Here is a 19,097-nt window from a genome sequence, read left to right as displayed (position 1 = left end):
TGAGACGAAACACGACCTGCCCGAAGACAAGTCACGACCGCCCGATAGTTCGAAAATCACCCCGACTGTTCCCGGGGGGCACGTCCCGGATGCTGCTCGAACGGAACGCCGGAGAGCCAGGCCCCGAGATATACCGATCTTCCTCGGCGAGGGCAACCCTACAGCAATCTGATTGCGAACGGAAGGATACCGATAACCCTCCATACCGGATCATTCGAGACGTGCGGAGATCGCGCCGCGCCCGGCGCTCGAATTAGTCAATAATTCAATGGGATCCGACGATCCCGAGCCGCGAAACGAGTGCCGAGAAATTCCCCCACGGCGCGACGGAATATGACCTGCACCACGTTGACGGCGCAACCCCGAGGCCCCGCCGGGAAAGCCTTTGCGCCGCATACGCGCCGTATTGTGCCGCTTTACCTGCGAGAACGCATTGTCATCGAATTGAGTGCCAAATGCGGCTAGCCAGATGTTTGCTGTCGTGCTAGCTTCGGTGCCCGGAGAGCTGAAGTGGTTTGTTCAACCGACACTGTGGAGTCGCGATGGCAACGAGTACAAACCCTTTCGACGACGAGGATGGCCGATTCGTCGTTCTGGTCAATGCCGAGGAGCAACATTCCCTCTGGCCCACCTTCGCCGACGTCCCCGAGGGGTGGCGCGTCGTCTTCGGGGAGGACACCCGCGCCGCCTGCCTCGAGTACGTCGAGCGGAACTGGACCGATATGCGCCCGAAGACCCTGCGGGAGGCGATGAACTCGGCGAACTGAGCCGCGGCACTTACCCTTGCGGCCAGCCGGACGGGTCGCTCACCGGCCGGTCGATCTCGACCGGCGCCACCGGTCGTCCCTCGTACTGGGTCGACAGCACGATGTGCGTCTCGATCGCGCCGTGCTGCCCGATCCGCTCGGCCAGACCCTCGAAATGCCGCAGCGATCCGGCGCGCACCTTCAGCAGCGCGCAGTGGCTCCCGCTGAGCTTGTGCACCTCGACCACCTCCGGAAAGTCGTCCGCGGTACTGGTTTTCAGCAGGCAGCGGCCGAGTGCGCAGCGCAGGTGCACGAATGCCAGCACCGGCAGCCCGGCACGGGCCGCGTCGATGCGCGCCGTATATCCGGCGATGACGCCGCAGTCCTCCAGCCGCCGAACCCGATCGGCGACGGCGGGCGGCGACAGATTGACCCGGCGCGCGAGTTGGTTGTAGGACAGTCGCCCGTCGCGCTGTAACTCGGCCAGGATGTGCCAGTCGGTGTCGTCCAGGGGTTTGTTCGATTGCAAGGCGATCCCTCCCGAATTGGTTGCATTCGACAGCCGAGACCGCCGGAACTCCCTTCGTATCGTATTCTTTCGGGCTCGCGCGCCTTCTAGCGTTTCCGGCATGACTGCGATCGAGACTCGGCCGGGAGCGCGGGGCCGGATGGTGGCGCTGTTCCTCGGGGCGGCGGCAATGAGCCTGGCCATGGTGACGGCCAGCACGATGGGCACCCTGGTCGCGGCTGACTCGCTGGGGCCCGGCCTGTCCGGCCTGCCGAGCGCGGCCGGGGTGGTCGGTACCGCGGCGGGCGCGGCGCTGCTGACCGCGGTCATGCACCGGCGGGGTCGCCGGGCGGGGCTGGTGACCGGCTACGCGATCGGCGCGGTGGGTGGTGCGCTGGCGGCGGTGTCGGCGTCGATGATCGTGCTGCTCGTCGCGGGCATGGTCCTGCTCGGGGTGGGCAATGCGGCCGCGCAGTTGTCCCGTTACGCCGCAGCCGATCTGCGTCCCGACCGTCCCGGTCCGGCACTGGCCGCGGTGGTGTGGGCCGGGACCGTCGGGGCGGTCGGCGGGCCGCTGCTGCTCGCCCCGGTCTCGAACGCCGCGACGACCGCCGGATTCTCCGCGGGCACAGGCGTTTTCCTGGTGGCCGCCCTCGCGGTGATCGTATCGGCCGCTGCCGCACTGTCATTGCCGCGCGCCGTACCGGCATCCCCGCCGAGCACGACCGCCGCACCGCTACCGCCGATGCGAACGGCCTTGGCCGCCATGCTGATAGCCCAGATCGTCATGGCGGCCATCATGACCGCCGCGCCCCTCGACATCCATGCCCACGGCCACGGCCTCCCCACGATCGGCATGGTCGTGTCCGGCCACACCTTCGGCATGTTCGCCCTGGCCCCGCTCACCGGCCTGCTCCTGGACCGCTTCGGCGCCCGCCGCGTCATCGCGGTGGGCCTGGCGCTGCTCGTCCTGTCCTGCGCCGCAACCGTTCTCGCCTCCGCCGCGGGCGGCCTGGTCCTGGCCGCCGACCTCTTCCTCCTCGGCTACGGCTGGAACCTCGCCTACGTGGGCGGCAGCGCCCTCATCACCACCGCCCTCCCGCCCCTCGCCCGACTCCACGCCCAGGGCGCCATCGAATCCCGAATCTGGTCCGCCTCGGCCCTGGCAACCCTCCTGTCCACCCTCACCTTCACCCTCGGCGGCTACTCCCTACTCTCCCTGATATCCCTTGCCCTCCTGACGATTCCGTCCTTCCTCATGCTCCGGTCGGGCTCGGCGGTCACCGCGCGACGGAAATATCGATGACCGGATGGTCGGCCGGACCGAGCCAGCGCATCAGGGCATCCAGGTCCGGACCCGGGACGCTCACACACGGGACGCGCCCGACGGCGATCAGCCGGTGAACCGACCGCCGAGGCATATCACCAGCGGAGCAGGAGGGCGAGCATCGCCAGCAGCCATAGCAGCGCGATCGGCACGAGTACCAGCAGCCAGCCGTAACCCGGCCCGGCCGGGGCGCCCGGCGTGCGGGAAATCGAGAACCAGTTGCGCGTCTTGAACACACCCGATTGCCGCATCTCCAGGATTCGCGTAGTCGCCGCGGGCGACGCATACGGCGAAAATGTCTGCGATGGCTCGGAAATCGGGCAAATCGGCGTGGAGTGCCAGGTCATCAGGCAGCGCGAATTCGTGCAGATATACCCATCCATCGATGACCTCCCTCCGTTTGCCGGGGCGGCGCCAGCGTACTCGCCGAATACCCTCGACCACACCGAATCGGCGCAGGCCGTCCGTTTCGTCCATCCCATTCCCGCCTCGAATGCGGACTCGTGATCCATCGCGTCCTCGTCGGTGTCGGCCTGCTCCTCCAGCACGGCCCCGACCGTGAAACGACCGGCGGTTGCTGGCCACTGCGGCCAGCGTCGCGTGCTTCAGCGGCTCGCCTACGAACTCGGCGACCACGCGGGCGCACAGTCCGCCTTCCTGATCGCCATGCGCGTCGCCGCTGCCGCCCGGGAGCCGCAACCAGGGGCGTGGGCAATGACGCTGATCGCCAAGCAGTACGTCGACCTGGGAAAGCTCGCCGGTGTGCACCTGCTCCTCGACGGCGCGCAGCGGCTCTGCGCGCCCTCGCACCCCAGTCGGCGAATGTCGGCCGTATTCGTGGTCGCGCACGCTCTGGCGAACGCGAAACAGGGCGAGACGAACAACTTCGAACGCCATGTCGGCGCGGCCCGCACGGTGTCGAGACCTACCACGTCATCCCGGCACGCCCCACACATGATCCCGGCACGCTTTTGGCCGGGATCAAGGCCGGGGAACATTGCGCAGATTCGTTCGGGCCAGCTCGAGCATCTTGCCCACACCGCCGTCGAGGACCGTGCGCCCGGCGGCCAGGGCGAAGCCACGGACTTGGGCCGCGGTGATTTTCGGCGGGATGGAGAGTGCGTTGGGGTCGGTGCGGAGGTCCACCAGAGCGGGGCCGGGGTAGGCGAAGGCCGCGGTGAGCGCGCGGCGGATGTCGGTGGGCTTGTCGACACGCACCGCGTGGATGCCGCAGCCGCTGGCGATGGCGGCGAAGTCGACCACCGGGTGGTCGGTGCCGAAGTCGGGGTATCCGTCGACCAGCATCTCCAGTTTCACCATGCCGAGCGAGGCATTGTTGAACACCACCACCTTCACCGGCAGCTCGTAGGTGGACAGCGTCACCAGGTCGCCCAGGAGCATGGCCAGGCCGCCGTCCCCGGAGATCGACACCACCTGCCGCCCCGGCGCGGCCGACTGCGCGCCGATGGCGTGCGGCATGGCATTGGCCATGCTGCCGTGCCGGAAGGAGCCGATCACGCGGCGGCGTCCGTTCGGCGTGAGATACCGTGCGGCCCAAACGTTTCCCATCCCGGTGTCGACGGTGAACACCGCGTCGTCGGCGGCCACCTCGTCGAGCACGGCGGCGGCATATTCGGGATGGATCGGCGTGCGGTGCTCGATATCGGTGGTGTAGGCATCCACCACCTTCTCCAGCTTGCGGGCATGCTCGCGCAACATGCGATCCAGGAACGACCGGTCCGACCGCGTCCGCAGCAGCGGCAGCACCGCCCGGATCGTCGCGCCGACATCACCGTGCACGGCCAGATCCAGCGGAGTATGCCGACCCAGCCGCGACGGTTCGATATCGATCTGAATGGTGCGCCCCTGCGGCAGGAACTTGTCGTACGGAAAATCGGTGCCCAACAAGACGATTCGATCCGCGGCCTGCATGGCGTCGTAGCAGGCCCCGTACCCGAGCAGCCCGCTCATGCCGACATCATAGGGATTGTCGTACTGAATCCACTCCTTACCCCCGAGCGAATGCCCCACCGGAGCCAGCAGCGCCTCCGCCAACTGCATGACCTCGTCGTGCGCGGCCCGACAACCCGCCCCGGCGAACAACACCACCCTCTCGGAGTCGTCGAGCAGCCGAGCCAGTTCCGCGATCGTGTCCGAAGTCGGCACCGCAGGCGACGGCGCGGCCAGCCGCACCGGAACCACGGTGGGCCCCACCGCATTTTGCTCCGACACATCACCCGGAATGGTGAGCACCGACACTCCCCCGCGCCCGAGGGCGGTCTGCATGGCGATGTGCAGCAGCCGCGGCACCTGCGTCGGCTGGGAAATCATCTCGCTGAAATGACTGCATTCGAGAAACAGCCGATCCGGATGCGTCTCCTGAAAATACCCCGTGCCGATCTCCTCGGAGGGAATATGCGAGGCGATGGCCAATACCGGCGCGCCGCTGCGATGAGCATCGAACAGGCCGTTGATCAAATGCAGATTCCCGGGCCCGCAACTCCCCGCGCACACCGCCAGCCGCCCGCTGACCTGCGCCTCGGCCGCCGCGGCGAAGGCGGCGGTCTCCTCGTGCCGCACATGCACCCATTCGATACCGTCGGTGCGCCGAATCGCATCCACGATCGGGTTCAGGCTGTCGCCCACCACCCCGTAGATTCGCCGCACCCCCGCCTGCCGCAGGCTCTGCACCAACTGTTCGGCAACGGTTGCCATCGGGACTCCTTCCGTAGCGAACTGACCCTCCCAGTCTCCACGACATGGCACCATCGCCCGATATGACCACCGACAACGACGCCGCCATCCAACAATGGAACACCCTCCCCCGCGCAGCCCTGGAAGCCATGGAACCCGACGGCGATTTCGCGAAACGCCACCTGATCAATCCGGTCGTTCTCCGCATGCTCGGCAATGTGACAGACCGCCGCATCCTCGACGCCGGATGCGGCCACGGCTACCTCAGCCGAATGCTCGCAGAGCGCGGAGCAAAGGTAACCGGAGTCGAGCCCACCAACACAATGTTCTCCTACGCCCAAGAGAAAGAAACCACACTCCAGCACGGAATCCATTACGTCCGAGCCGATCTCACCCACCTCCCCGACCTGGGCCACTTCGACGCCGTCGTCTGCAACATGGTCCTACTCGCCATCCCCGACTGGAAACCAGCCATGCACACCTGCATCCAATCCCTAACCCCCGGCGGCCTGTTCATCTTCTCCATCACCCACCCAGCCTTCGAACAACTCCGCACCACCTGGCAAACCCACAACGAATACCGCCTCAACCGCTACCTGGAAGAATACGAAATCCCCAACCCCACAGCCCCCGACTACCACCGCCCGATCTCCACCTACCTCAACGAACTAACCACCCACGGCTGCCGACTACTCGAACTAGCCGAACCGGGCCTCGATCCCGAGTTGGCCCGGGAGAGACAATCAGAGGACCCCGGCCTCGAAGGCTACGTACACCTACCGAACTTCATGATCGTCGCCGCCGAACGCCTCTGATCGGTTCTGCCGCTATTCATCAAGCCACTGTTCGATCTGGTCAAGCGTCACAGCCGAGTGAACGCACTCACCGTCTTCCTGGTCGAACAGGACCCAACTGCACGACGAATATTCCTCCCGCACAAGACGATAGCCTGCCACCGTCGCCCGCTCGATCAGGCCTTTCGCCCGCTCGGCCTCCTTCTTTTCCAGCGTGGCTCGCGGGCAGTAACTGAGAATGACGCCCAGCTTCCTCATTACGGTGATGCGCTCCTGTTCGACATGATTGATTGTCTGGCAGTCGATGAGCTGTCGGTTCGAGCGTTGCGAGCCCCGCGAAGGCAACCTCCACCCGGGCACATCTACAGCACACCACAGCGCTGTCTGAAAGATAATGTCGAGCAGAGATTTTCCGTTTCTTGCCTCAAAAGCCCAGGGACGCTGTCAAACTGGCACCGTCATGCTCTCGAACTGAAAATGTCAGCGAGGAGTCACCGATGTCGAGCGAAGCACCAGGGCCGTCACTGCCGCACCGCCAGATGGGCCAGTACCTGCGTCGGGCGCGTGAAGACCAGGACCTGACGCAGGGTCAGGTAGCCGAGAGCCTAGGGTGGAGCGTGAGTACACAGTCACGGCTCGAACGTGGCGAGACCGGGCGCATTCGCGATCGCGACATCGAACATCTCTGTCGCACACTAGGTTTCGATGATGAGAAGACCGCGGCAATGGTCGGCCTCTTCAAACAGGGAGGTGAGCGGAGATGGTGGCATGCGTTCGGTGACGTCATCCCGGAGACCTTCAACGTCTACATCGGTCTGGAGTCGAACGCCTCCAAGATCGAGATCTACCGGCCCGACATCGTGCCAGGACTCTTCCAAACTGCCGAGTACGCTGCCGCGCTGGATCGCATCTACTTCCCGAATGACTCCGAGGAGGAGCTTCAACGCCGCATCGAGCTGAAGATGAAGCGCCAGAGCGTCATTACACGCAAGCTCAACCCGGTCTCGATCGAGATCATTCTCAGTGAGACCGCCCTCCATCCCCTGGTCGGCAGTCCCACAATCATGGCGAACTTGTGCCGCCACCTCGCGGACCTGAGCACCAAGCCGAACATCACCATCCGAATACTCCCATCCAGCGCCGGTTATCCGGTCGGCGGCCCGGTCGGACCCTTCACGATCCTCGAGTTCGGCAGGGACAAGGAAGGCAGCCTGGTCGAACCGACCGTGATCTATGTCGAGACATTCACCGGTGACATGTACCTTGAGGATGAGTCCGATCTCCGAAAGTATCGGGCGGCATGGGCGACGATCCAACGTGCCGCGTTGGACGCCGTGGCAAGTAGAAGGCTGCTTCGACAGCTCGCACAGAGGAGTCCTTGGCGTGAACATTGATCTATCCCAGGCCAATTGGTTCAAGAGCACTCGAAGCTCGATGGGCAAAGACTGTGTCGAAGTCGCGTTCCTCGACGGTGCCATGGTCGGCGTACGCGACTCGAAGAACCCCACCGGCCCGGCCCTCGTCTTCACCCCCACCGAATGGACCGCCTTCACCGGCGGACTTGAAGATGGCGAGTTCGACCGAGCGTAGTTGCCTCGAGCAGGCGCCGATTGCGGCAGATAGCAAGGAGATACGAAGCGTGAACGTCGATCTCTCGAAAGCTCACTGGTTCAAGTCCACCCGCAGCGGAGGTGGCAAAGACTGTGTAGAAGTCGCGTTCCTCGGTGAGGACCTGGTCGGCGTGCGCGACTCGAAGAATCCGACCGGCCCGGCCCTCGTCTTCACCCCTACCGAATGGGTCGCCTTCACCAGCGAACTGAAAGACGGCGAGTTCGACCGAGCATAATCGAATTCGAAGCGCCTACGGCCTCCTTCCGATTCAGGATGGAGGCCGTAGGCATATCCAGATGCAAGCCGAATCATCATAGGACCGGCTAGTTCTCGACGTACTTACTCAGCTCGCTGTTATCCAGCGCAGCCTTGTCGTTGATGCCGATGACGTATCCGTCAGGGTCACGGAAGTAGAACATCCGTTGTCCATTGTTATCGGCGGTCATCGGTTTGACGATCTCGGCGTGGGTGGAGATCTGGTTGTATGCCTGGTCGATGTCGTCGACGGCCAGGTAGAACATGCCCGCGAATCCGATCGGGGTGTCGGCCAGTACAGGGAGCCAGTTCTTCAGGTCGGCGTTGCTGTAGATCATGGCGCAGAATTGGCCCTTGTAGAGCAGCATGTGGATGTCGTCGCCAGGGCTGGCGGTGCTCGAGTCTGCGTCGAAGCCGAGATTCGCATAGAACGCCAGGGTGGTGGCGGTGTCTTTCACGCTGAGGCAGGGGGCGAAGGGCATGGTTTCGTCCTTTCGTGGTTACTGTGCGGGGGATTGTGGGTTCAGGCAGATGGGGGTGCCCTCGGGGTCGAGGATTACGACCCAGGGCTGGTGGCCTTCCCATTCGGGGGTTGCGCCCGGCTGGAATTCCGGCACGGTGGCACCGAGTTCGAGGGCGCGTTCGGTGGCGGCGGCGAGGTCGTCGACGGTCAGGTCGAAGTGCACGCGTTTGGGGTGGTCGGGGTCGTCGGGCCAGCGGGCGGGGGTGTGCCGGTCGACCGCGCCGAAGCACAGGGTGGTCCGGCCGTCGCCGATCATGGCGTAATCGTCGTCGCTGTGGTGGATCTGCCAGCCGAGCAACCGGCTGTAGAAATCGGCCAGCGTCGGTGGGTGTGCGGCGTCGATGGTGACGCAGGTGAACGAAATCGTCGTGGCCTCAGGGGAAATCGTCGGCATGGGTCTACTCCTGTTCGAGGGTTGTCACGGCGTCGGCGCGAGTCAATGCGATGCCGACCGAGGTGTCCTTGCCACGCAGCAACCGATTGCCGTAGATGGCAAGGTATCCGGGCAACCGGTACTTCCTGGCGATCAGCGCGCGAACGTGATTGGTCTCGTCGGTATCGAGAATCCGTGCGGTGGCGGCGATTTGGGCCCCACGGCGGTTGCCGCGCAGATCGCAGGCGGCGACGGTGACGCCGGGGTTTCGCCGCATGGCTTTGACCTTGCCGGTGTCGACGTTTTCGACCCACACGACCAACCGGTCACCGTCACGAGCCACCCAGATCGGAAATCCGACCGGAGTTCCGTTCTTACGCAGATACGTGAGGTAGACGTACTTGCCGTCACCGAGATCGGTGAACGAATTCATGAAAACCTCTTTCTCAGGACTCACGGCCGCTCCAGCAGGCCGAGAGTGTTGCCGCTCGGATCGGTGAAGAAGCCGTACGCCCCACCCGACGGCAGCGGTGTGCGGCCCTCGAAACTGCGCCCACCGGACCGGATGACCTCGCGCAGAGTGGTGTCGATACTCGGAGTCCGCAACAGCACCACCGGATGGCCGACCTGATACAGCGGACGAGCAGGCCCCGCGGCCGGATCATCGGCCAGGGCTATACCGATATCCGGCCCGCCCCCACTGGTCAGGATCGGGTAACCGGGCGACTGTTCCTTCAGATGCAACCCGAACAATCGCTCGTAGAACGTCCGCGTGCCCGACACATCGGGTGTCGAAATGGCAATCAGCGTAGCGGGATTCGCGTGCGGCGAGGCCACGGCATCCGGGCCTGGCTGCATCAGCGCGATCGTATTGCCGACGGGGTCGGTGAACATCGCGAACGAACCACCCGTCGAGATCGGCGTCGGCGGCTGCACCACCGCGCCCCCGAGCTCGCGCGCCCGCGCCAGGGCGGCGGGTATGTCCGGGACGCCGAAGAACACGATGCTCGTGCCGATCCGATACAGCGGTTCCAGGCCGCCCGCCTCCGGATTGCCGAGCGTGGCGATACCGATCTCGGGGCCGTCGCCCGCGGCCAGGATCGGATACTTCGGATAGTCGGCCGCCAGCGTCCAGCCGAAGGTTCGCTCGTAGAAGGCACGGTCGCGGGGGACGTCGGCCGAGGTGATGTCGATCAACGTCACCTGCGACGGCCGGACCGACGCCGACGCCGCGTCTCGAGGCTGGCGTTCGATGAACACGACCACCGCGACCACCAGCACGACCACCACGATCACGGCGCCGAGCAGACGCCGCGCATAGCGGCCATTTGCAGAAAGCTTGCCATTCATCGCTACCTCCCGACGTCGGTCAACACAGTTAACGTACATCAGTACATGTTCGCTTGTACACTAGTTGGCGATGCCAATCTCGGACAAGCGGAGGTACAGCTACTATGACTTGGGCATTCATGTTCGGAGCGATTGTGTGCGAGGTATTCGGCACCACCTGCATGAAGCTGTCGGATGGCTTTACCCGGCCGCTACCCGCGGCGGGGATGGCCCTCGGCTACTGCGGAGCCTTCGGTTTGCTGACACTCGCGCTGAAGCAGCTGCCGGTCGGTGTCGCCTATGCGACCTGGGCGGGCGTCGGCACCGGATTGGTCGCGCTGGTCGGCGTCGCCCTGCTCGGCGAGCCGTTGTCCGCGGCCAAGATCGCCGGTGTCGGGTTGGTGATCGCGGGTGTGGTCGTGCTCAATCTCGGCGGCGCGCACTGACCGTCCACGCCCCGGCGCGGCGGCTGATGTACGAATGTACGTAACCGGACGCCGCCCCCAGGAAGGACACCGCCACATGGCTCCCGAAGTCAGCCGCCAACGCCGACGGCGCGATCCGGCGCAACGACGAGCGGAGATCATCGCCGCCGCCGAGTCGATCATCGCGGACCAGGGTGTCGGCGCACTGACCCACCGTGCGGTGGCCCAGCACGCGGGCCTGTCACCGGGATCGGCGACCTACTACTTCGAGACCATCGACGACGTACTGCTGGCCGCCCTCCAGAATTCGGTCGACCGCTTCGATGACGGAATGACCCAGTGGGCCACCACCTTTCGCAACACCGACCACGCCACCCTGCTCGCAGGACTGGTGGACAGCGTCATGGTCTGCTTCGGGCCGGATCGCAATCAAATGATGGTCGCCTACGAACTCACCGCCGCCGCCATGCGCAACCCCGCACTACGCCCACTCGCCCAGCGCAGCATCGAAATCAGCGTGGCCCGCCTGAGCGAGGTCACCGACCCCGACACCGCCGCCGCCCTGACCGCCACCATCACCGGCCAGGTCCTCAACGGCCTGGCCGCCGAAACACCCCCCACCCGAACCGAAGTCGAGGCAATCCTCGCCCGAGTCCTCGGCCCCGCCTAGCCCGCTGCCGCGGCTTCGTCACCCAGCTCCGTCAGTACCTGCTGACCGATGGCGAAAGCGGAATTCGCTGCGGGCACACCCGCGTAAGCGCCGGTATGCAGTAGCACTTCGCCGATTTCGGTGGCGGTGATCCCGTCGGCGAGCGCGGCGCGGATATGCATCGCGATCTCCTCGTGCCGTCCGAGAGCGGTGAGTACGGCGAGGGTGATGCAGCGGCGGGTACGGCGGTCCAAGCCCTCGCGGGTCCAGATCGAGCCCCACACGGACTCGGTGATGTAATCCTGGAAGGGGCGGGTGAATTCGGTCGTGCGGGCGATGGCGCGGTCTACGTGTGCGTCGCCGAGGACTTCGCGCCGGACCGCCATGCCCTGCTCGACTCGCTCGTTCATGAATTGTCCTTCAGGTGTTGGAGAATCAGCTCGTTGACGAGGTCGGGCTGTTCGGCGCTGGCGAGATGGGCTCCCGGAGAAATGATTTCGAGCCGGGACCCGGGTATCTCGGCGGCGATGTCGGCACCGTGTGACGGCGGTATCGCCGGATCGTCGGCTCCGGCGATCACCAGGGTTGGTGCGGTGATTCGTGACAGCCCGGCGGCGATGTCCATCGTTTCGATTGCGGCACAGCACGAGGCGTAGCCTTCGGCCGGGGTCGCCGCGATCATTCGTTGGTACGCGCGGGTCCGCTCGGGATCGGCGGCGCGCCACTGCGGGGTGAACCAGCGCTGTACCGCGGCCGCTGCGATCGCCTGTGTCCCTTCGGCTCTGACAATCCGTGCCCGGGCCGCCCAGCCGCTGGGCGGCCCGAGTTCGGCCGAGGTGCAGCACAGGGTGAGGCCGTCCACCCGATCCGGCGCATGCTCGGCGAGCCACATACCGACCATGCCGCCGAGGGACAGTCCGACGACATGCGCCCGTGCCACGCCCAATCGGTCCAGCAGGGCAATGACGTCCCCGCCGAGATCGGCCAGCGAGTACGGGCCGACCGGGACCGGCGATCGGCCGTGACCGCGATGGTCGTAGCGAATGACGCGATAGCCCGCCTCGACGAGCGCGGTGACCTGCGGTGCCCACATGCGCAGGTCACTGCCCAGCGACCCGCTCAACACGACCGGCCGTCCCCCTTCCGGCCCGGCGACGACATGGTGGACGGCAACGGGCATACCGGCGGTTCCCTCGCTCACGACCTGTCCTCCCATTCCTCGAGCGCCCGCCGGAGGAATGCACCGGCCGACCCCAGATAGTGCGCCGGATCGAGCAGTTCCGCTAACCGTGTGCGCCCCAAGTACTTTCCAATCACCGCATCGCCCGCTAGCAGATCGATGAGATCTCCCCCGTCGGCCAGCGCCCGCCGACAGCAGTCCGCGACAATATCGCTCGCTTCCTGCCGACTCACCGCCGCCCGCGAGGCCGAAACCAGCCCGATCGCAACGTTCTCCGCGAGCAGCAACCCCCCGGTCAGATCCAGATTGGCGCGCATCCGGTCCGGGTCGACCCGCAATCGCTCCAGGCTGGTGCGCAGCCAACACACCGCGGATCCGGTGGTGCGCAACAACTCCGACAGCGGCCGCCACTCCGCATGCCAGGCGCCCGCCGCCCGCTGATACTCGTGCGCCGACGCACCGAGCAGCGCGGCGACCAGCCCCGGCGCCTGCCCCGCCGCACCCGCGGCGAGCACGGCGGCCACCGGATTGCGCTTGTGCGGCATGGTCGAGGAACCACCTGTCCCGGCCGATCCCTGTTCGTACACCTCCGCGACCTCGGTCTGCGCGAGCAGGGTGAGGTCGCGCGCGATCTTCGCGACGGCCCCGCAGGTCTGCCCCAAAACGCCTGCCACCTCGGCGATCCGGCTGCGTTCGGTGTGCCACGGCAGCACCGGTTCGGCCAGTCCGAGCCGCCGGGCGATGCCACCCAGCACCGGAATTCCGCTGTCCCCCAATGCCGCCAGGGTCCCGACCGCCCCACCGAACTGCACCGCCAGTCGGTCGCGGCGGATCCGATCGAGCCGAGTCCGTGCCGCGGCAATGCCACCGAGCCACCCGGCCGCAGTCAGCCCGAATGTCACCGGCGGAGCCTGCTGCAACAGACTCCGCCCCGCCATGACGGTGTCGGCATACTCGTCGGCGAGCCCCGCTAGTATCGCTGCACAGGACCGCAATTCACCGTCCAGCACGTCGAAAGCCCGAGCCGTCACGAGCATCGCGGCCGTATCGCTCACATCCTGGCTGGTGGCGCCCAGATGCACGTAGGCGGCCGCCTCCGGCTCGACGCGCGCGGTCAGTGCGCGCACCAGCGGACCGGCGGGGTTGCCGATATCCACCGCCCGCGCCCCGATTGCGGTGACATCGTAATCATCGGCGCGGCAACATCGGACGATCGCCGCCGCGGCCGGGGCCGGAATCACGCCCGCATCCGCCGAGGCCAGCGCCAGCGCTCCCTCGAAATCGAGCATCGCCTGCAACCATGCCGCGCCGCTCACCCGCTCGGCGACCGGTCCGGCCGCGAGCACCCCGTCGAACAGCCCGTCAGACATCGAAGAACACGGTCTCCGAGTCGCCCTGTAGGTGCACGTCGAAAACGTAACCGTCGCTGCCGTATCCGGCCACCAGCGTGCTGCGCCGCTGCGGCGGCACCGTCGCCAGGACCGGGTCGGTCCGATGCCGGTCGGCGTGCTCGGGGAAATAGATGCGCGTGACGACCCGGTGCAGCAGGCCGCGAGCGAAGACCGACACGTCGATATGCGGCGCCTGCCGACCGTCCACGCTGCCGGGAACGACCGTCCGGACGGCGAATCCGCCGCCGCGGGTATCACTGCGCGCGAATCCGCGGAAGCCGTCGCGGACCCCGCGACCGTCGTCGGGATGGGCGAGGTGGCCGTTCTCGTCGGCCTGCCAGATCTCGACCATCGCATCGTCGACCGCCCGCTCGGCGCCGTCGAACACCCGGCCCCGAATCCACACCGCCCCAGGCATTTCCGGCCCCACCGCGTAGGGTCCGTCGTCCCAGGCGAGGCCGATATGCAGGAAGGGCCCGACGGTCTGCGACGGAGTGGTCGCCAGCCTAGTCGTCATGATCGTCCTCCTCGTTCTCGAACGGAGTGGCCTGCCGCCCGCGCAGCACGATGTCGAACTCGAACGCCAGCGCCCGCGCCGGCTCGGTGCGGACGTAGTCGAAGCGGCTGATCAGCAGCCTGCGACCGGGTTCGGGGACCGCGTTGAAGATGGGGTCCTGGAAGAACAGCGGATCGTCCGGAAAGTACATCTGGGTCACGAGCCGCTGGGTGAAGGCGCGCCCGAACAGCGAGAAATGGATATGCGCGGGCCGCCAGGCATTGTGGTGATTGCCCCACGGATACGCGCCCGGTTTGACGGTGGTGAACTCGTAGCGCCCCGCGCCGTCGGTGAGGGTGCGGCCGACGCCGTCGAAGTTGGGATCCAGCGGGCAATCCCAGGTGTCGCGGTCGTGCCGATAGCGGCCCCCGGCATTGGCCTGCCAGATCTCGATCAACGAGTGCGGCACCGGCTTGCCGTCCCCGTCGAGCAGCCGACCGTGCACGATAATGCGCTGCCCGAGCGGTTCGCCGCGATGCTGGGCCGTCAGGTCGTTGTCCCCCACGCCGATTCGATCCTCGCCGAGCACCGGGCCGGTCAGCTCGGTCAGCCGCTGCGGCAGCAACGTCAGCGGTCGTGTCGGATGCCGCAGGACGGTGGACCGATAGTCGGGTGAGTCGAGCGGCGGATGGGTGTGCTCGGAATCGCGGACATAGTCTGGCATTTGCGATGTCATGACGCTGCCTCCAGAACGACGGCCAGACCCTGGCCGACGCCGATGCAGAGCGCCGCGAGCCCCCAGCGGCTGCCCCGATGCCGCATCTCGCGAGCAAGCTGATTGATGATGCGGGCGCCGGAAGCGCCCAGCGGGTGACCGATGGCGATCGCGCCGCCATTGACATTGACGATCCCCGGATCCAGGTCGGACCACTCGGCCAGGCACGCAAGCGATTGCGCGGCGAACGCCTCGTTGAGTTCCACCACGCCCAGATCGCCCCAGCCGATTCCCGCGCGCCGCAGCGCGATTCGCGCCGCCCGCACCGGCCCGATGCCGAACACGTCGGGATCCACACCCGCCGCGCCCCGCCCCGCGATACGGGCCAGCGGCCTGCGCCCGAGCCGGTCGGCCAGGGACTCGTCACCGAGCAGCAGCGCGGCGGCACCGTCGTTGAGCGGCGAGGCATTTCCGGCGGTGACGGTGCCCTCCGCCCGGAACGACGGGGTCAGCCGCGCCAGCGTCGCGACGGTGGTGTCCGGGCGCAGCGATTCGTCGCGGGCCAGGTCGGTGCCGGGGACGGCGACGACGTGATCGTCGTAGAAGCCGCTGTCCCAAGCCTTCCCGGTCAGTTGGTGGCTGCGCGCCGCGAACTCGTCCTGCGCCGCCCGGCCGATACCGTAACGGTCGGCGAGGATTTCGGTGCTCTCCCCCAGCGACACCGTCCATCGCGCGGGCATGGCCGGATTCACCAGACGCCACCCGAGCGTCGTCGAATGCAGGGTTTCGCTGCCCGCGGGAAAACCCTTGGCGGGCTTGGCCAGTACCCAGGGCGCCCGGCTCATCGATTCCACTCCGCCGACGACAACCAGTGCGGCGTCGCCGGTTTCGATCATGCGGGAGGCCTGTCCGGCCGCATCCATGCTCGATCCGCACAGCCGGTTGACGGTGGTGCCGGGCACCGACGTCGGCCAGCCCGCCAGCAGCACCGCCATGCGCGCGACATTGCGATTGTCCTCGCCGGATTGATTGGCCGCGCCGAACACGACCTCGTCGACGGCGGCGGGGTCCAGATCGTTCCGGTCGGCGAGTGCCCGCAGCACGTGGGCGGCGAGATCGTCGGGTCGCACCCCGCCGAGGCCACCACCGTAGCGGCCGAACGGAGTTCGCACGCCGTCGTAGAGAAAAGCGCCCGTCATGACGCCCCCTGTAAGGCGCGCAGCGCCGACAGTTCGGCATCCGTCGGTGGCTCGGTGACCTCGATATCGGTGGCGGCCTTCAGATCCCAGCCGGTGGCCTCGCGCACCTGCGCCGCGGTGACACCGGGATGCACTGCGACGAGGGTCAATTCGCCGCTCGCATCGGGCCGCATGACGCCGAGATCGGTGATCACCATGGTCGGGCCCGCACCCCGCAGCCCGAGCGCGGCCCGTTCACCGTGCCCGCGCCCGTGCCCGAACGAGGTCACGAAGTCGACCCGTTCGACGAACGAGCGCCGGGACTGGCGAACCACCACGAACACCTCGCCGCAGGACGCGGCGATCTCCGGCGCCCCGCCCGCGCCGGGCAGCCGGACCTTCGGATGGGCGTAGTCGCCGCCGATGACGGTGGTGTTGATATTGCCGTACCGGTCGAGCTGCGCGGCGCCCAGGAAACCGATATCGATGCGGCCCGGCTGCAACCAGTAGTTGAACACCTCCGGCACGCTGATCACCGCATCGGCCGTCTCGGCGAGGATGCCGTCGCCGATCGACGCGGGCAGCCGGTTCGGCTTGGAACCCAGTGTCCCCGACTCGTAGACGAGCACGAGCTCGGGTGCGTGCGTGGTGCGCGCGAGATTCGCTGCCGCGGACGGCAATCCGATGCCCACGAAACACCGCTTGTCCCCGCGCAGGGCCCGCGCGGCGGCGACGGTCATCATCTCGTCGGCGGTGTACGGCAGACCGGTTGCGGCGGAGGAGGTTTCGGTGGCGGTCATGCGTTGCTCCCGGTGTCGGCGAACACGTGCTCGTGCAACCAGCGGACGAAGGTGTCCCGGTCGCGGCCGATGGCGTCCCAGTCGGCGTAATAGGCGTTGTCGCGCTCGCTGTAGTCCTGCGCGTAGGACGGGTGAGCCCCGCCCGGAACCTCGGCGACGGCGGTTACGGCCCAGGCGGGCAACACGATCGCGCCGGGCACCGGGGTGAGCGTATCGACGATTTCCTCCACGGTGACCAGGCTGCGGCGGGCGGCCAGCACGGCCTCCTTCTGCACCCCGAGCAGCCCCCACAGCTGCACATTCCCGTCCCGATCGGCGCGCTGCGCGTGGATGACGGTGACGTCCGGGTTCAGCGCCGGGACCGCCGTGAGCCGTTCACCGGTGAACGGGCACACGATCGGTTTGATCGTGTCGGTCACCGTCGCCAGGTCGGTGCCCACATAGCCGCGCAGCACCGCGAACGGCAGCCCCGACGCCCCGGCGACATAGCGATTCGCCATGCCCGCGTGGCTGTGTTCCTCGATCTCCAGCGGGACCGGCCACGAATTCTGCACGGCGTCCCGGAACCGGTGCAGCGACCCGACACCGGGATTGCCGCCCCAGGAGAAGATCAGTTTGCGGGCGCATCCCGCGCCGATCAGCTGGTCGTACACGATATCCGGGGTCATTCGCACCAGGGTCAGATCGCGGCGGCGCTGACGGATGATCTCCTGCCCGGCGGCCACCGGAATCAGATGGGTGAACCCCTCGAGGGCGGCGGTGTCGCCGTCGTGGACAAGTTCGGCGACCGCCTCCGCCAGGGATACGATCTCGGCCACATTCTCTCCTTGCTCGTCGTGTGAAAATCCCTATGCCCAACCCGTGTACGCCTCGGCCAGATAGGCCGCGCCGTGCCGCGAACCGGTGACCAGCGACAACTCCGCCCGCTGCCGCTCCCGATCGAACGCGGACACGCCCTCGGCGGAATGCAGCATCGTCGTCATCCAGTAGGAGAAGTGCTGTGCCTTCCACACCCGGTCGAGGGCACGGTCGCCGTAGGTGTCGAGCACGTCCTCGCGACCGCGGGCGAAGAACTCCGTGATCACCTCGTGCAGGACGCGCACATCGGCGAGCGCCAGATTCAGGCCCTTCGCGCCGGTCGGCGGGACGGTGTGGGCCGCGTCCCCGGCCAGCAGCAGCCTGCCGTGCCGCATCGGCGCGGTCACGAACGACCGAAACGGCAGCACCGTCCTGGCGCCGATCGGCCCCTCCCGCAGCTCGAAACCGTTGCCGTTGACGCGCTTTCGCATTTCCGCCCAGATCCGGTCGTCGTCCCACGCCTGCACGCGCTCGGTGGGCGAACACTGGAAATACATGCGCTGCATCGTCGGTGTGCGCTGGCTGACCAGAGCGAACCCGTGCTCGGAGCGCGCATAGATCAGTTCCGGATGCGACTGGGGCGCGTCGGTGAGGAACCCGAACCACGCGAACGGATACTCGCGGAACCATTCGGTACGAACACCGTCCGGCAACGCCCGGCGGCAGATCGATCGAGAACCGTCCGCCCCGACGAGCAGATCCGCCTCCACCCGCACCGCACGGCCATCGGCATCGGCGAACGTCACGACCGGACGGTCCCCGGTGATATCGACCGCGGTATCGGCGACGCCGTAGCGCACATCGCCGCCGTCGGCCGTGCGCCGCGCGGCCAGATCGATGAACACCTCGGTCTGCGGATACAGCCACACCGACTCCCCGACGAGGTCCCGGAAGTCGATCCGATGGTTCTCTCCGTCGAATCGCAACACCACGCCGTCGTGCCGATCCCCCTCGGCGACAACACGATCCGACACCCCCGAGTCCACCAGCAGCCGCACCGAACCGGCCTCGAGAATGCCCGCCCGGCTCGTCGTGGCGATCTCCTCGCGCGTACGAATATCCACCACGACCGAGTCGATTCCGGAGCGAGACAGCAGGTGCGAGAGCATCAGCCCGGCCGGTCCCGCGCCGACGATGGCGACCTGCGTGCGGGTCCCTGTCATGCCGCATCCCCCTCCGCACGCACCAGCGACAACGACGTCGACATGTTGTACCCCGCCTCACGCATCGGCCACACGAGCAATC

25 protein-coding genes are annotated in these 19,097 nt (G+C 66.9%); 8 read left to right on the top strand and 17 right to left on the bottom strand.

Annotated features, from left to right (window positions below):
- Window positions 1-542 precede the first annotated feature (542 nt).
- Window positions 543-767 carry an MbtH family protein gene (locus HPY32_RS35680; protein ID WP_067589043.1) on the top strand — a complete coding sequence of 75 codons (225 nt, stop codon included), beginning with the start codon at window positions 543-545 and terminating at the stop codon, window positions 765-767.
- A gap of 10 nt (window positions 768-777) precedes the next feature.
- Here HPY32_RS35680 and HPY32_RS35675 read toward each other — a convergent pair whose 3' ends face one another.
- The gene (locus tag HPY32_RS35675) at window positions 778-1,275 is read right to left on the bottom strand and encodes an Lrp/AsnC family transcriptional regulator (protein ID WP_197696528.1); all 498 of its coding nucleotides are present in this window, start codon (window positions 1,273-1,275) and stop codon (window positions 778-780) included.
- Between the two features lie 100 nt (window positions 1,276-1,375).
- Between HPY32_RS35675 and HPY32_RS35670 the strand changes: the two genes are divergently transcribed.
- A complete protein-coding gene (locus tag HPY32_RS35670; protein WP_171983214.1) occupies window positions 1,376-2,560 on the top strand; it encodes an MFS transporter in 1,185 nt (394 codons plus the stop codon).
- A gap of 116 nt (window positions 2,561-2,676) precedes the next feature.
- Here the strand turns inward: HPY32_RS35670 and HPY32_RS44130 are convergent, their stop codons facing one another.
- Window positions 2,677-3,129 carry a hypothetical protein gene (locus HPY32_RS44130; protein ID WP_067589047.1) on the bottom strand — a complete coding sequence of 151 codons (453 nt, stop codon included), beginning with the start codon at window positions 3,127-3,129 and terminating at the stop codon, window positions 2,677-2,679.
- Window positions 3,130-3,562: 433 nt separating this feature from the next.
- Window positions 3,563-5,296: a pyruvate dehydrogenase gene (locus tag HPY32_RS35660; protein WP_067589049.1), complete on the bottom strand. Its 1,734-nt coding sequence runs from the start codon at window positions 5,294-5,296 to the stop codon at window positions 3,563-3,565.
- Between the two features lie 62 nt (window positions 5,297-5,358).
- Between HPY32_RS35660 and HPY32_RS35655 the strand changes: the two genes are divergently transcribed.
- On the top strand, window positions 5,359-6,090 hold the full coding sequence (locus tag HPY32_RS35655; RefSeq protein WP_067589051.1) for a class I SAM-dependent methyltransferase: 732 nt from the start codon (window positions 5,359-5,361) through the stop codon (window positions 6,088-6,090).
- A gap of 12 nt (window positions 6,091-6,102) precedes the next feature.
- Here the strand turns inward: HPY32_RS35655 and HPY32_RS35650 are convergent, their stop codons facing one another.
- Window positions 6,103-6,327: a hypothetical protein gene (locus tag HPY32_RS35650; RefSeq protein WP_067589053.1), complete on the bottom strand. Its 225-nt coding sequence runs from the start codon at window positions 6,325-6,327 to the stop codon at window positions 6,103-6,105.
- A gap of 239 nt (window positions 6,328-6,566) precedes the next feature.
- On the opposite strand from HPY32_RS35650, the gene HPY32_RS35645 reads away from it, so the two are divergent.
- The 3 genes from HPY32_RS35645 to HPY32_RS35635 are packed head-to-tail and all read left to right on the top strand — an operon-like array spanning window position 6,567 to window position 7,915.
- Entirely contained in the window at window positions 6,567-7,463 is an 897-nt protein-coding gene (locus tag HPY32_RS35645) for a helix-turn-helix domain-containing protein (RefSeq protein ID WP_067589055.1), read from the top strand.
- The gene (locus tag HPY32_RS35640; RefSeq protein WP_082871473.1) at window positions 7,453-7,659 is read left to right on the top strand and encodes a DUF397 domain-containing protein; all 207 of its coding nucleotides are present in this window, start codon (window positions 7,453-7,455) and stop codon (window positions 7,657-7,659) included. Before HPY32_RS35645 ends, HPY32_RS35640 begins: the two co-directional genes overlap by 11 nt.
- Window positions 7,660-7,708: 49 nt before the next feature.
- Window positions 7,709-7,915, top strand: a complete 207-nt coding sequence (locus tag HPY32_RS35635; protein ID WP_067589059.1) for a DUF397 domain-containing protein — start codon at window positions 7,709-7,711, stop codon at window positions 7,913-7,915.
- Window positions 7,916-8,003: 88 nt separating this feature from the next.
- Here the strand turns inward: HPY32_RS35635 and HPY32_RS35630 are convergent, their stop codons facing one another.
- The 4 genes from HPY32_RS35630 to HPY32_RS35615 are packed head-to-tail and all read right to left on the bottom strand — an operon-like array spanning window position 8,004 to window position 10,181.
- Window positions 8,004-8,417: a VOC family protein gene (locus HPY32_RS35630; protein WP_067589061.1), complete on the bottom strand. Its 414-nt coding sequence runs from the start codon at window positions 8,415-8,417 to the stop codon at window positions 8,004-8,006.
- A gap of 18 nt (window positions 8,418-8,435) precedes the next feature.
- Window positions 8,436-8,852 (bottom strand): VOC family protein, encoded by a 417-nt coding sequence (locus tag HPY32_RS35625; RefSeq protein ID WP_067589063.1) that lies wholly within the window; start codon window positions 8,850-8,852, stop codon window positions 8,436-8,438.
- 4 nt (window positions 8,853-8,856) lie between these two features.
- A complete protein-coding gene (locus tag HPY32_RS35620) occupies window positions 8,857-9,264 on the bottom strand; it encodes a PPOX class F420-dependent oxidoreductase (protein ID WP_067589065.1) in 408 nt (135 codons plus the stop codon).
- Window positions 9,265-9,284: 20 nt separating this feature from the next.
- Entirely contained in the window at window positions 9,285-10,181 is an 897-nt protein-coding gene (locus HPY32_RS35615) for a VOC family protein (protein WP_067589067.1), read from the bottom strand.
- A gap of 104 nt (window positions 10,182-10,285) precedes the next feature.
- Here HPY32_RS35615 and HPY32_RS35610 point away from each other — a divergent pair, with 104 nt between their 5' ends.
- Entirely contained in the window at window positions 10,286-10,606 is a 321-nt protein-coding gene (locus HPY32_RS35610) for a DMT family transporter (protein WP_067589069.1), read from the top strand.
- A 76-nt stretch (window positions 10,607-10,682) separates the two neighbouring features.
- Window positions 10,683-11,255 carry a TetR/AcrR family transcriptional regulator gene (locus HPY32_RS35605; protein WP_067589071.1) on the top strand — a complete coding sequence of 191 codons (573 nt, stop codon included), beginning with the start codon at window positions 10,683-10,685 and terminating at the stop codon, window positions 11,253-11,255.
- Here the strand turns inward: HPY32_RS35605 and pcaC are convergent.
- Genes pcaC through HPY32_RS35560 form a run of 9 tightly spaced genes read right to left on the bottom strand, consistent with a single transcriptional unit; the run spans window position 11,252 to window position 19,015 of the window.
- Window positions 11,252-11,644: a 4-carboxymuconolactone decarboxylase gene (gene pcaC / locus HPY32_RS35600; RefSeq protein WP_067589073.1), complete on the bottom strand. Its 393-nt coding sequence runs from the start codon at window positions 11,642-11,644 to the stop codon at window positions 11,252-11,254. The genes HPY32_RS35605 and pcaC overlap by 4 nt on opposite strands.
- A complete protein-coding gene (gene pcaD / locus HPY32_RS35595) occupies window positions 11,641-12,414 on the bottom strand; it encodes a 3-oxoadipate enol-lactonase (RefSeq protein ID WP_067595903.1) in 774 nt (257 codons plus the stop codon). Before pcaD ends, pcaC begins: the two co-directional genes overlap by 4 nt.
- A 17-nt stretch (window positions 12,415-12,431) precedes the next feature.
- Complete coding sequence (gene pcaB, locus HPY32_RS35590; RefSeq protein WP_067589074.1) at window positions 12,432-13,784, bottom strand: 3-carboxy-cis,cis-muconate cycloisomerase; 1,353 nt, start codon at window positions 13,782-13,784, stop codon at window positions 12,432-12,434.
- Complete coding sequence (gene pcaG, locus HPY32_RS35585; RefSeq protein ID WP_067589076.1) at window positions 13,777-14,322, bottom strand: protocatechuate 3,4-dioxygenase subunit alpha; 546 nt, start codon at window positions 14,320-14,322, stop codon at window positions 13,777-13,779. Before pcaG ends, pcaB begins: the two co-directional genes overlap by 8 nt.
- Window positions 14,312-15,025, bottom strand: a complete 714-nt coding sequence (pcaH, locus tag HPY32_RS35580) for a protocatechuate 3,4-dioxygenase subunit beta (protein WP_197696529.1) — start codon at window positions 15,023-15,025, stop codon at window positions 14,312-14,314. Before pcaH ends, pcaG begins: the two co-directional genes overlap by 11 nt.
- Before the next feature lie 8 nt (window positions 15,026-15,033).
- Window positions 15,034-16,215 carry a thiolase family protein gene (locus tag HPY32_RS35575; RefSeq protein WP_067589079.1) on the bottom strand — a complete coding sequence of 394 codons (1,182 nt, stop codon included), beginning with the start codon at window positions 16,213-16,215 and terminating at the stop codon, window positions 15,034-15,036.
- On the bottom strand, window positions 16,212-16,994 hold the full coding sequence (locus HPY32_RS35570) for a CoA-transferase subunit beta (RefSeq protein WP_067589081.1): 783 nt from the start codon (window positions 16,992-16,994) through the stop codon (window positions 16,212-16,214). Before HPY32_RS35570 ends, HPY32_RS35575 begins: the two co-directional genes overlap by 4 nt.
- Window positions 16,991-17,812 carry a CoA transferase subunit A gene (locus HPY32_RS35565; RefSeq protein WP_067589082.1) on the bottom strand — a complete coding sequence of 274 codons (822 nt, stop codon included), beginning with the start codon at window positions 17,810-17,812 and terminating at the stop codon, window positions 16,991-16,993. The genes HPY32_RS35570 and HPY32_RS35565 overlap by 4 nt, the downstream gene beginning before the upstream one ends.
- A 30-nt stretch (window positions 17,813-17,842) precedes the next feature.
- On the bottom strand, window positions 17,843-19,015 hold the full coding sequence (locus tag HPY32_RS35560) for a 4-hydroxybenzoate 3-monooxygenase (protein ID WP_067589084.1): 1,173 nt from the start codon (window positions 19,013-19,015) through the stop codon (window positions 17,843-17,845).
- Window positions 19,016-19,097 lie beyond the last annotated feature (82 nt).

Origin of the sequence: Nocardia terpenica, assembly GCF_013186535.1 — a bacterium.
GTDB classification, from domain to species: domain Bacteria; phylum Actinomycetota; class Actinomycetes; order Mycobacteriales; family Mycobacteriaceae; genus Nocardia; species Nocardia terpenica.
Note: the sequence above shows the minus strand (reverse complement) of the source record. Positions and strands in the feature narration are given on the sequence as shown.

What these genes read in the sequence shown, in the direction of transcription:
- HPY32_RS35570 (WP_067589081.1), bottom strand. Translation starts at nt 16,994, where the DNA reads ATGACCGCCACCGAAACCTCCTCCGCCGCAACCGGTCTGCCGTACACC.
- pcaC (WP_067589073.1), bottom strand. Translation starts at nt 11,644, where the DNA reads ATGAACGAGCGAGTCGAGCAGGGCATGGCGGTCCGGCGCGAAGTCCTC.
- HPY32_RS35560 (WP_067589084.1), bottom strand. Translation starts at nt 19,015, where the DNA reads ATGACAGGGACCCGCACGCAGGTCGCCATCGTCGGCGCGGGACCGGCC.
- HPY32_RS35670 (WP_171983214.1), top strand. Translation starts at nt 1,376, where the DNA reads ATGACTGCGATCGAGACTCGGCCGGGAGCGCGGGGCCGGATGGTGGCG.
- HPY32_RS35680 (WP_067589043.1), top strand. Translation starts at nt 543, where the DNA reads ATGGCAACGAGTACAAACCCTTTCGACGACGAGGATGGCCGATTCGTC.
- HPY32_RS35660 (WP_067589049.1), bottom strand. Translation starts at nt 5,296, where the DNA reads ATGGCAACCGTTGCCGAACAGTTGGTGCAGAGCCTGCGGCAGGCGGGG.
- HPY32_RS35610 (WP_067589069.1), top strand. Translation starts at nt 10,286, where the DNA reads ATGACTTGGGCATTCATGTTCGGAGCGATTGTGTGCGAGGTATTCGGC.
- pcaD (WP_067595903.1), bottom strand. Translation starts at nt 12,414, where the DNA reads ATGCCCGTTGCCGTCCACCATGTCGTCGCCGGGCCGGAAGGGGGACGG.
- HPY32_RS35645 (WP_067589055.1), top strand. Translation starts at nt 6,567, where the DNA reads ATGTCGAGCGAAGCACCAGGGCCGTCACTGCCGCACCGCCAGATGGGC.
- HPY32_RS35605 (WP_067589071.1), top strand. Translation starts at nt 10,683, where the DNA reads ATGGCTCCCGAAGTCAGCCGCCAACGCCGACGGCGCGATCCGGCGCAA.
- HPY32_RS35575 (WP_067589079.1), bottom strand. Translation starts at nt 16,215, where the DNA reads ATGACGGGCGCTTTTCTCTACGACGGCGTGCGAACTCCGTTCGGCCGC.
- pcaB (WP_067589074.1), bottom strand. Translation starts at nt 13,784, where the DNA reads ATGTCTGACGGGCTGTTCGACGGGGTGCTCGCGGCCGGACCGGTCGCC.
- pcaG (WP_067589076.1), bottom strand. Translation starts at nt 14,322, where the DNA reads ATGACGACTAGGCTGGCGACCACTCCGTCGCAGACCGTCGGGCCCTTC.
- HPY32_RS35625 (WP_067589063.1), bottom strand. Translation starts at nt 8,852, where the DNA reads ATGCCGACGATTTCCCCTGAGGCCACGACGATTTCGTTCACCTGCGTC.
- HPY32_RS35620 (WP_067589065.1), bottom strand. Translation starts at nt 9,264, where the DNA reads ATGAATTCGTTCACCGATCTCGGTGACGGCAAGTACGTCTACCTCACG.
- HPY32_RS35650 (WP_067589053.1), bottom strand. Translation starts at nt 6,327, where the DNA reads ATGAGGAAGCTGGGCGTCATTCTCAGTTACTGCCCGCGAGCCACGCTG.
- HPY32_RS35630 (WP_067589061.1), bottom strand. Translation starts at nt 8,417, where the DNA reads ATGCCCTTCGCCCCCTGCCTCAGCGTGAAAGACACCGCCACCACCCTG.
- HPY32_RS35655 (WP_067589051.1), top strand. Translation starts at nt 5,359, where the DNA reads ATGACCACCGACAACGACGCCGCCATCCAACAATGGAACACCCTCCCC.
- pcaH (WP_197696529.1), bottom strand. Translation starts at nt 15,025, where the DNA reads ATGCCAGACTATGTCCGCGATTCCGAGCACACCCATCCGCCGCTCGAC.
- HPY32_RS35615 (WP_067589067.1), bottom strand. Translation starts at nt 10,181, where the DNA reads ATGAATGGCAAGCTTTCTGCAAATGGCCGCTATGCGCGGCGTCTGCTC.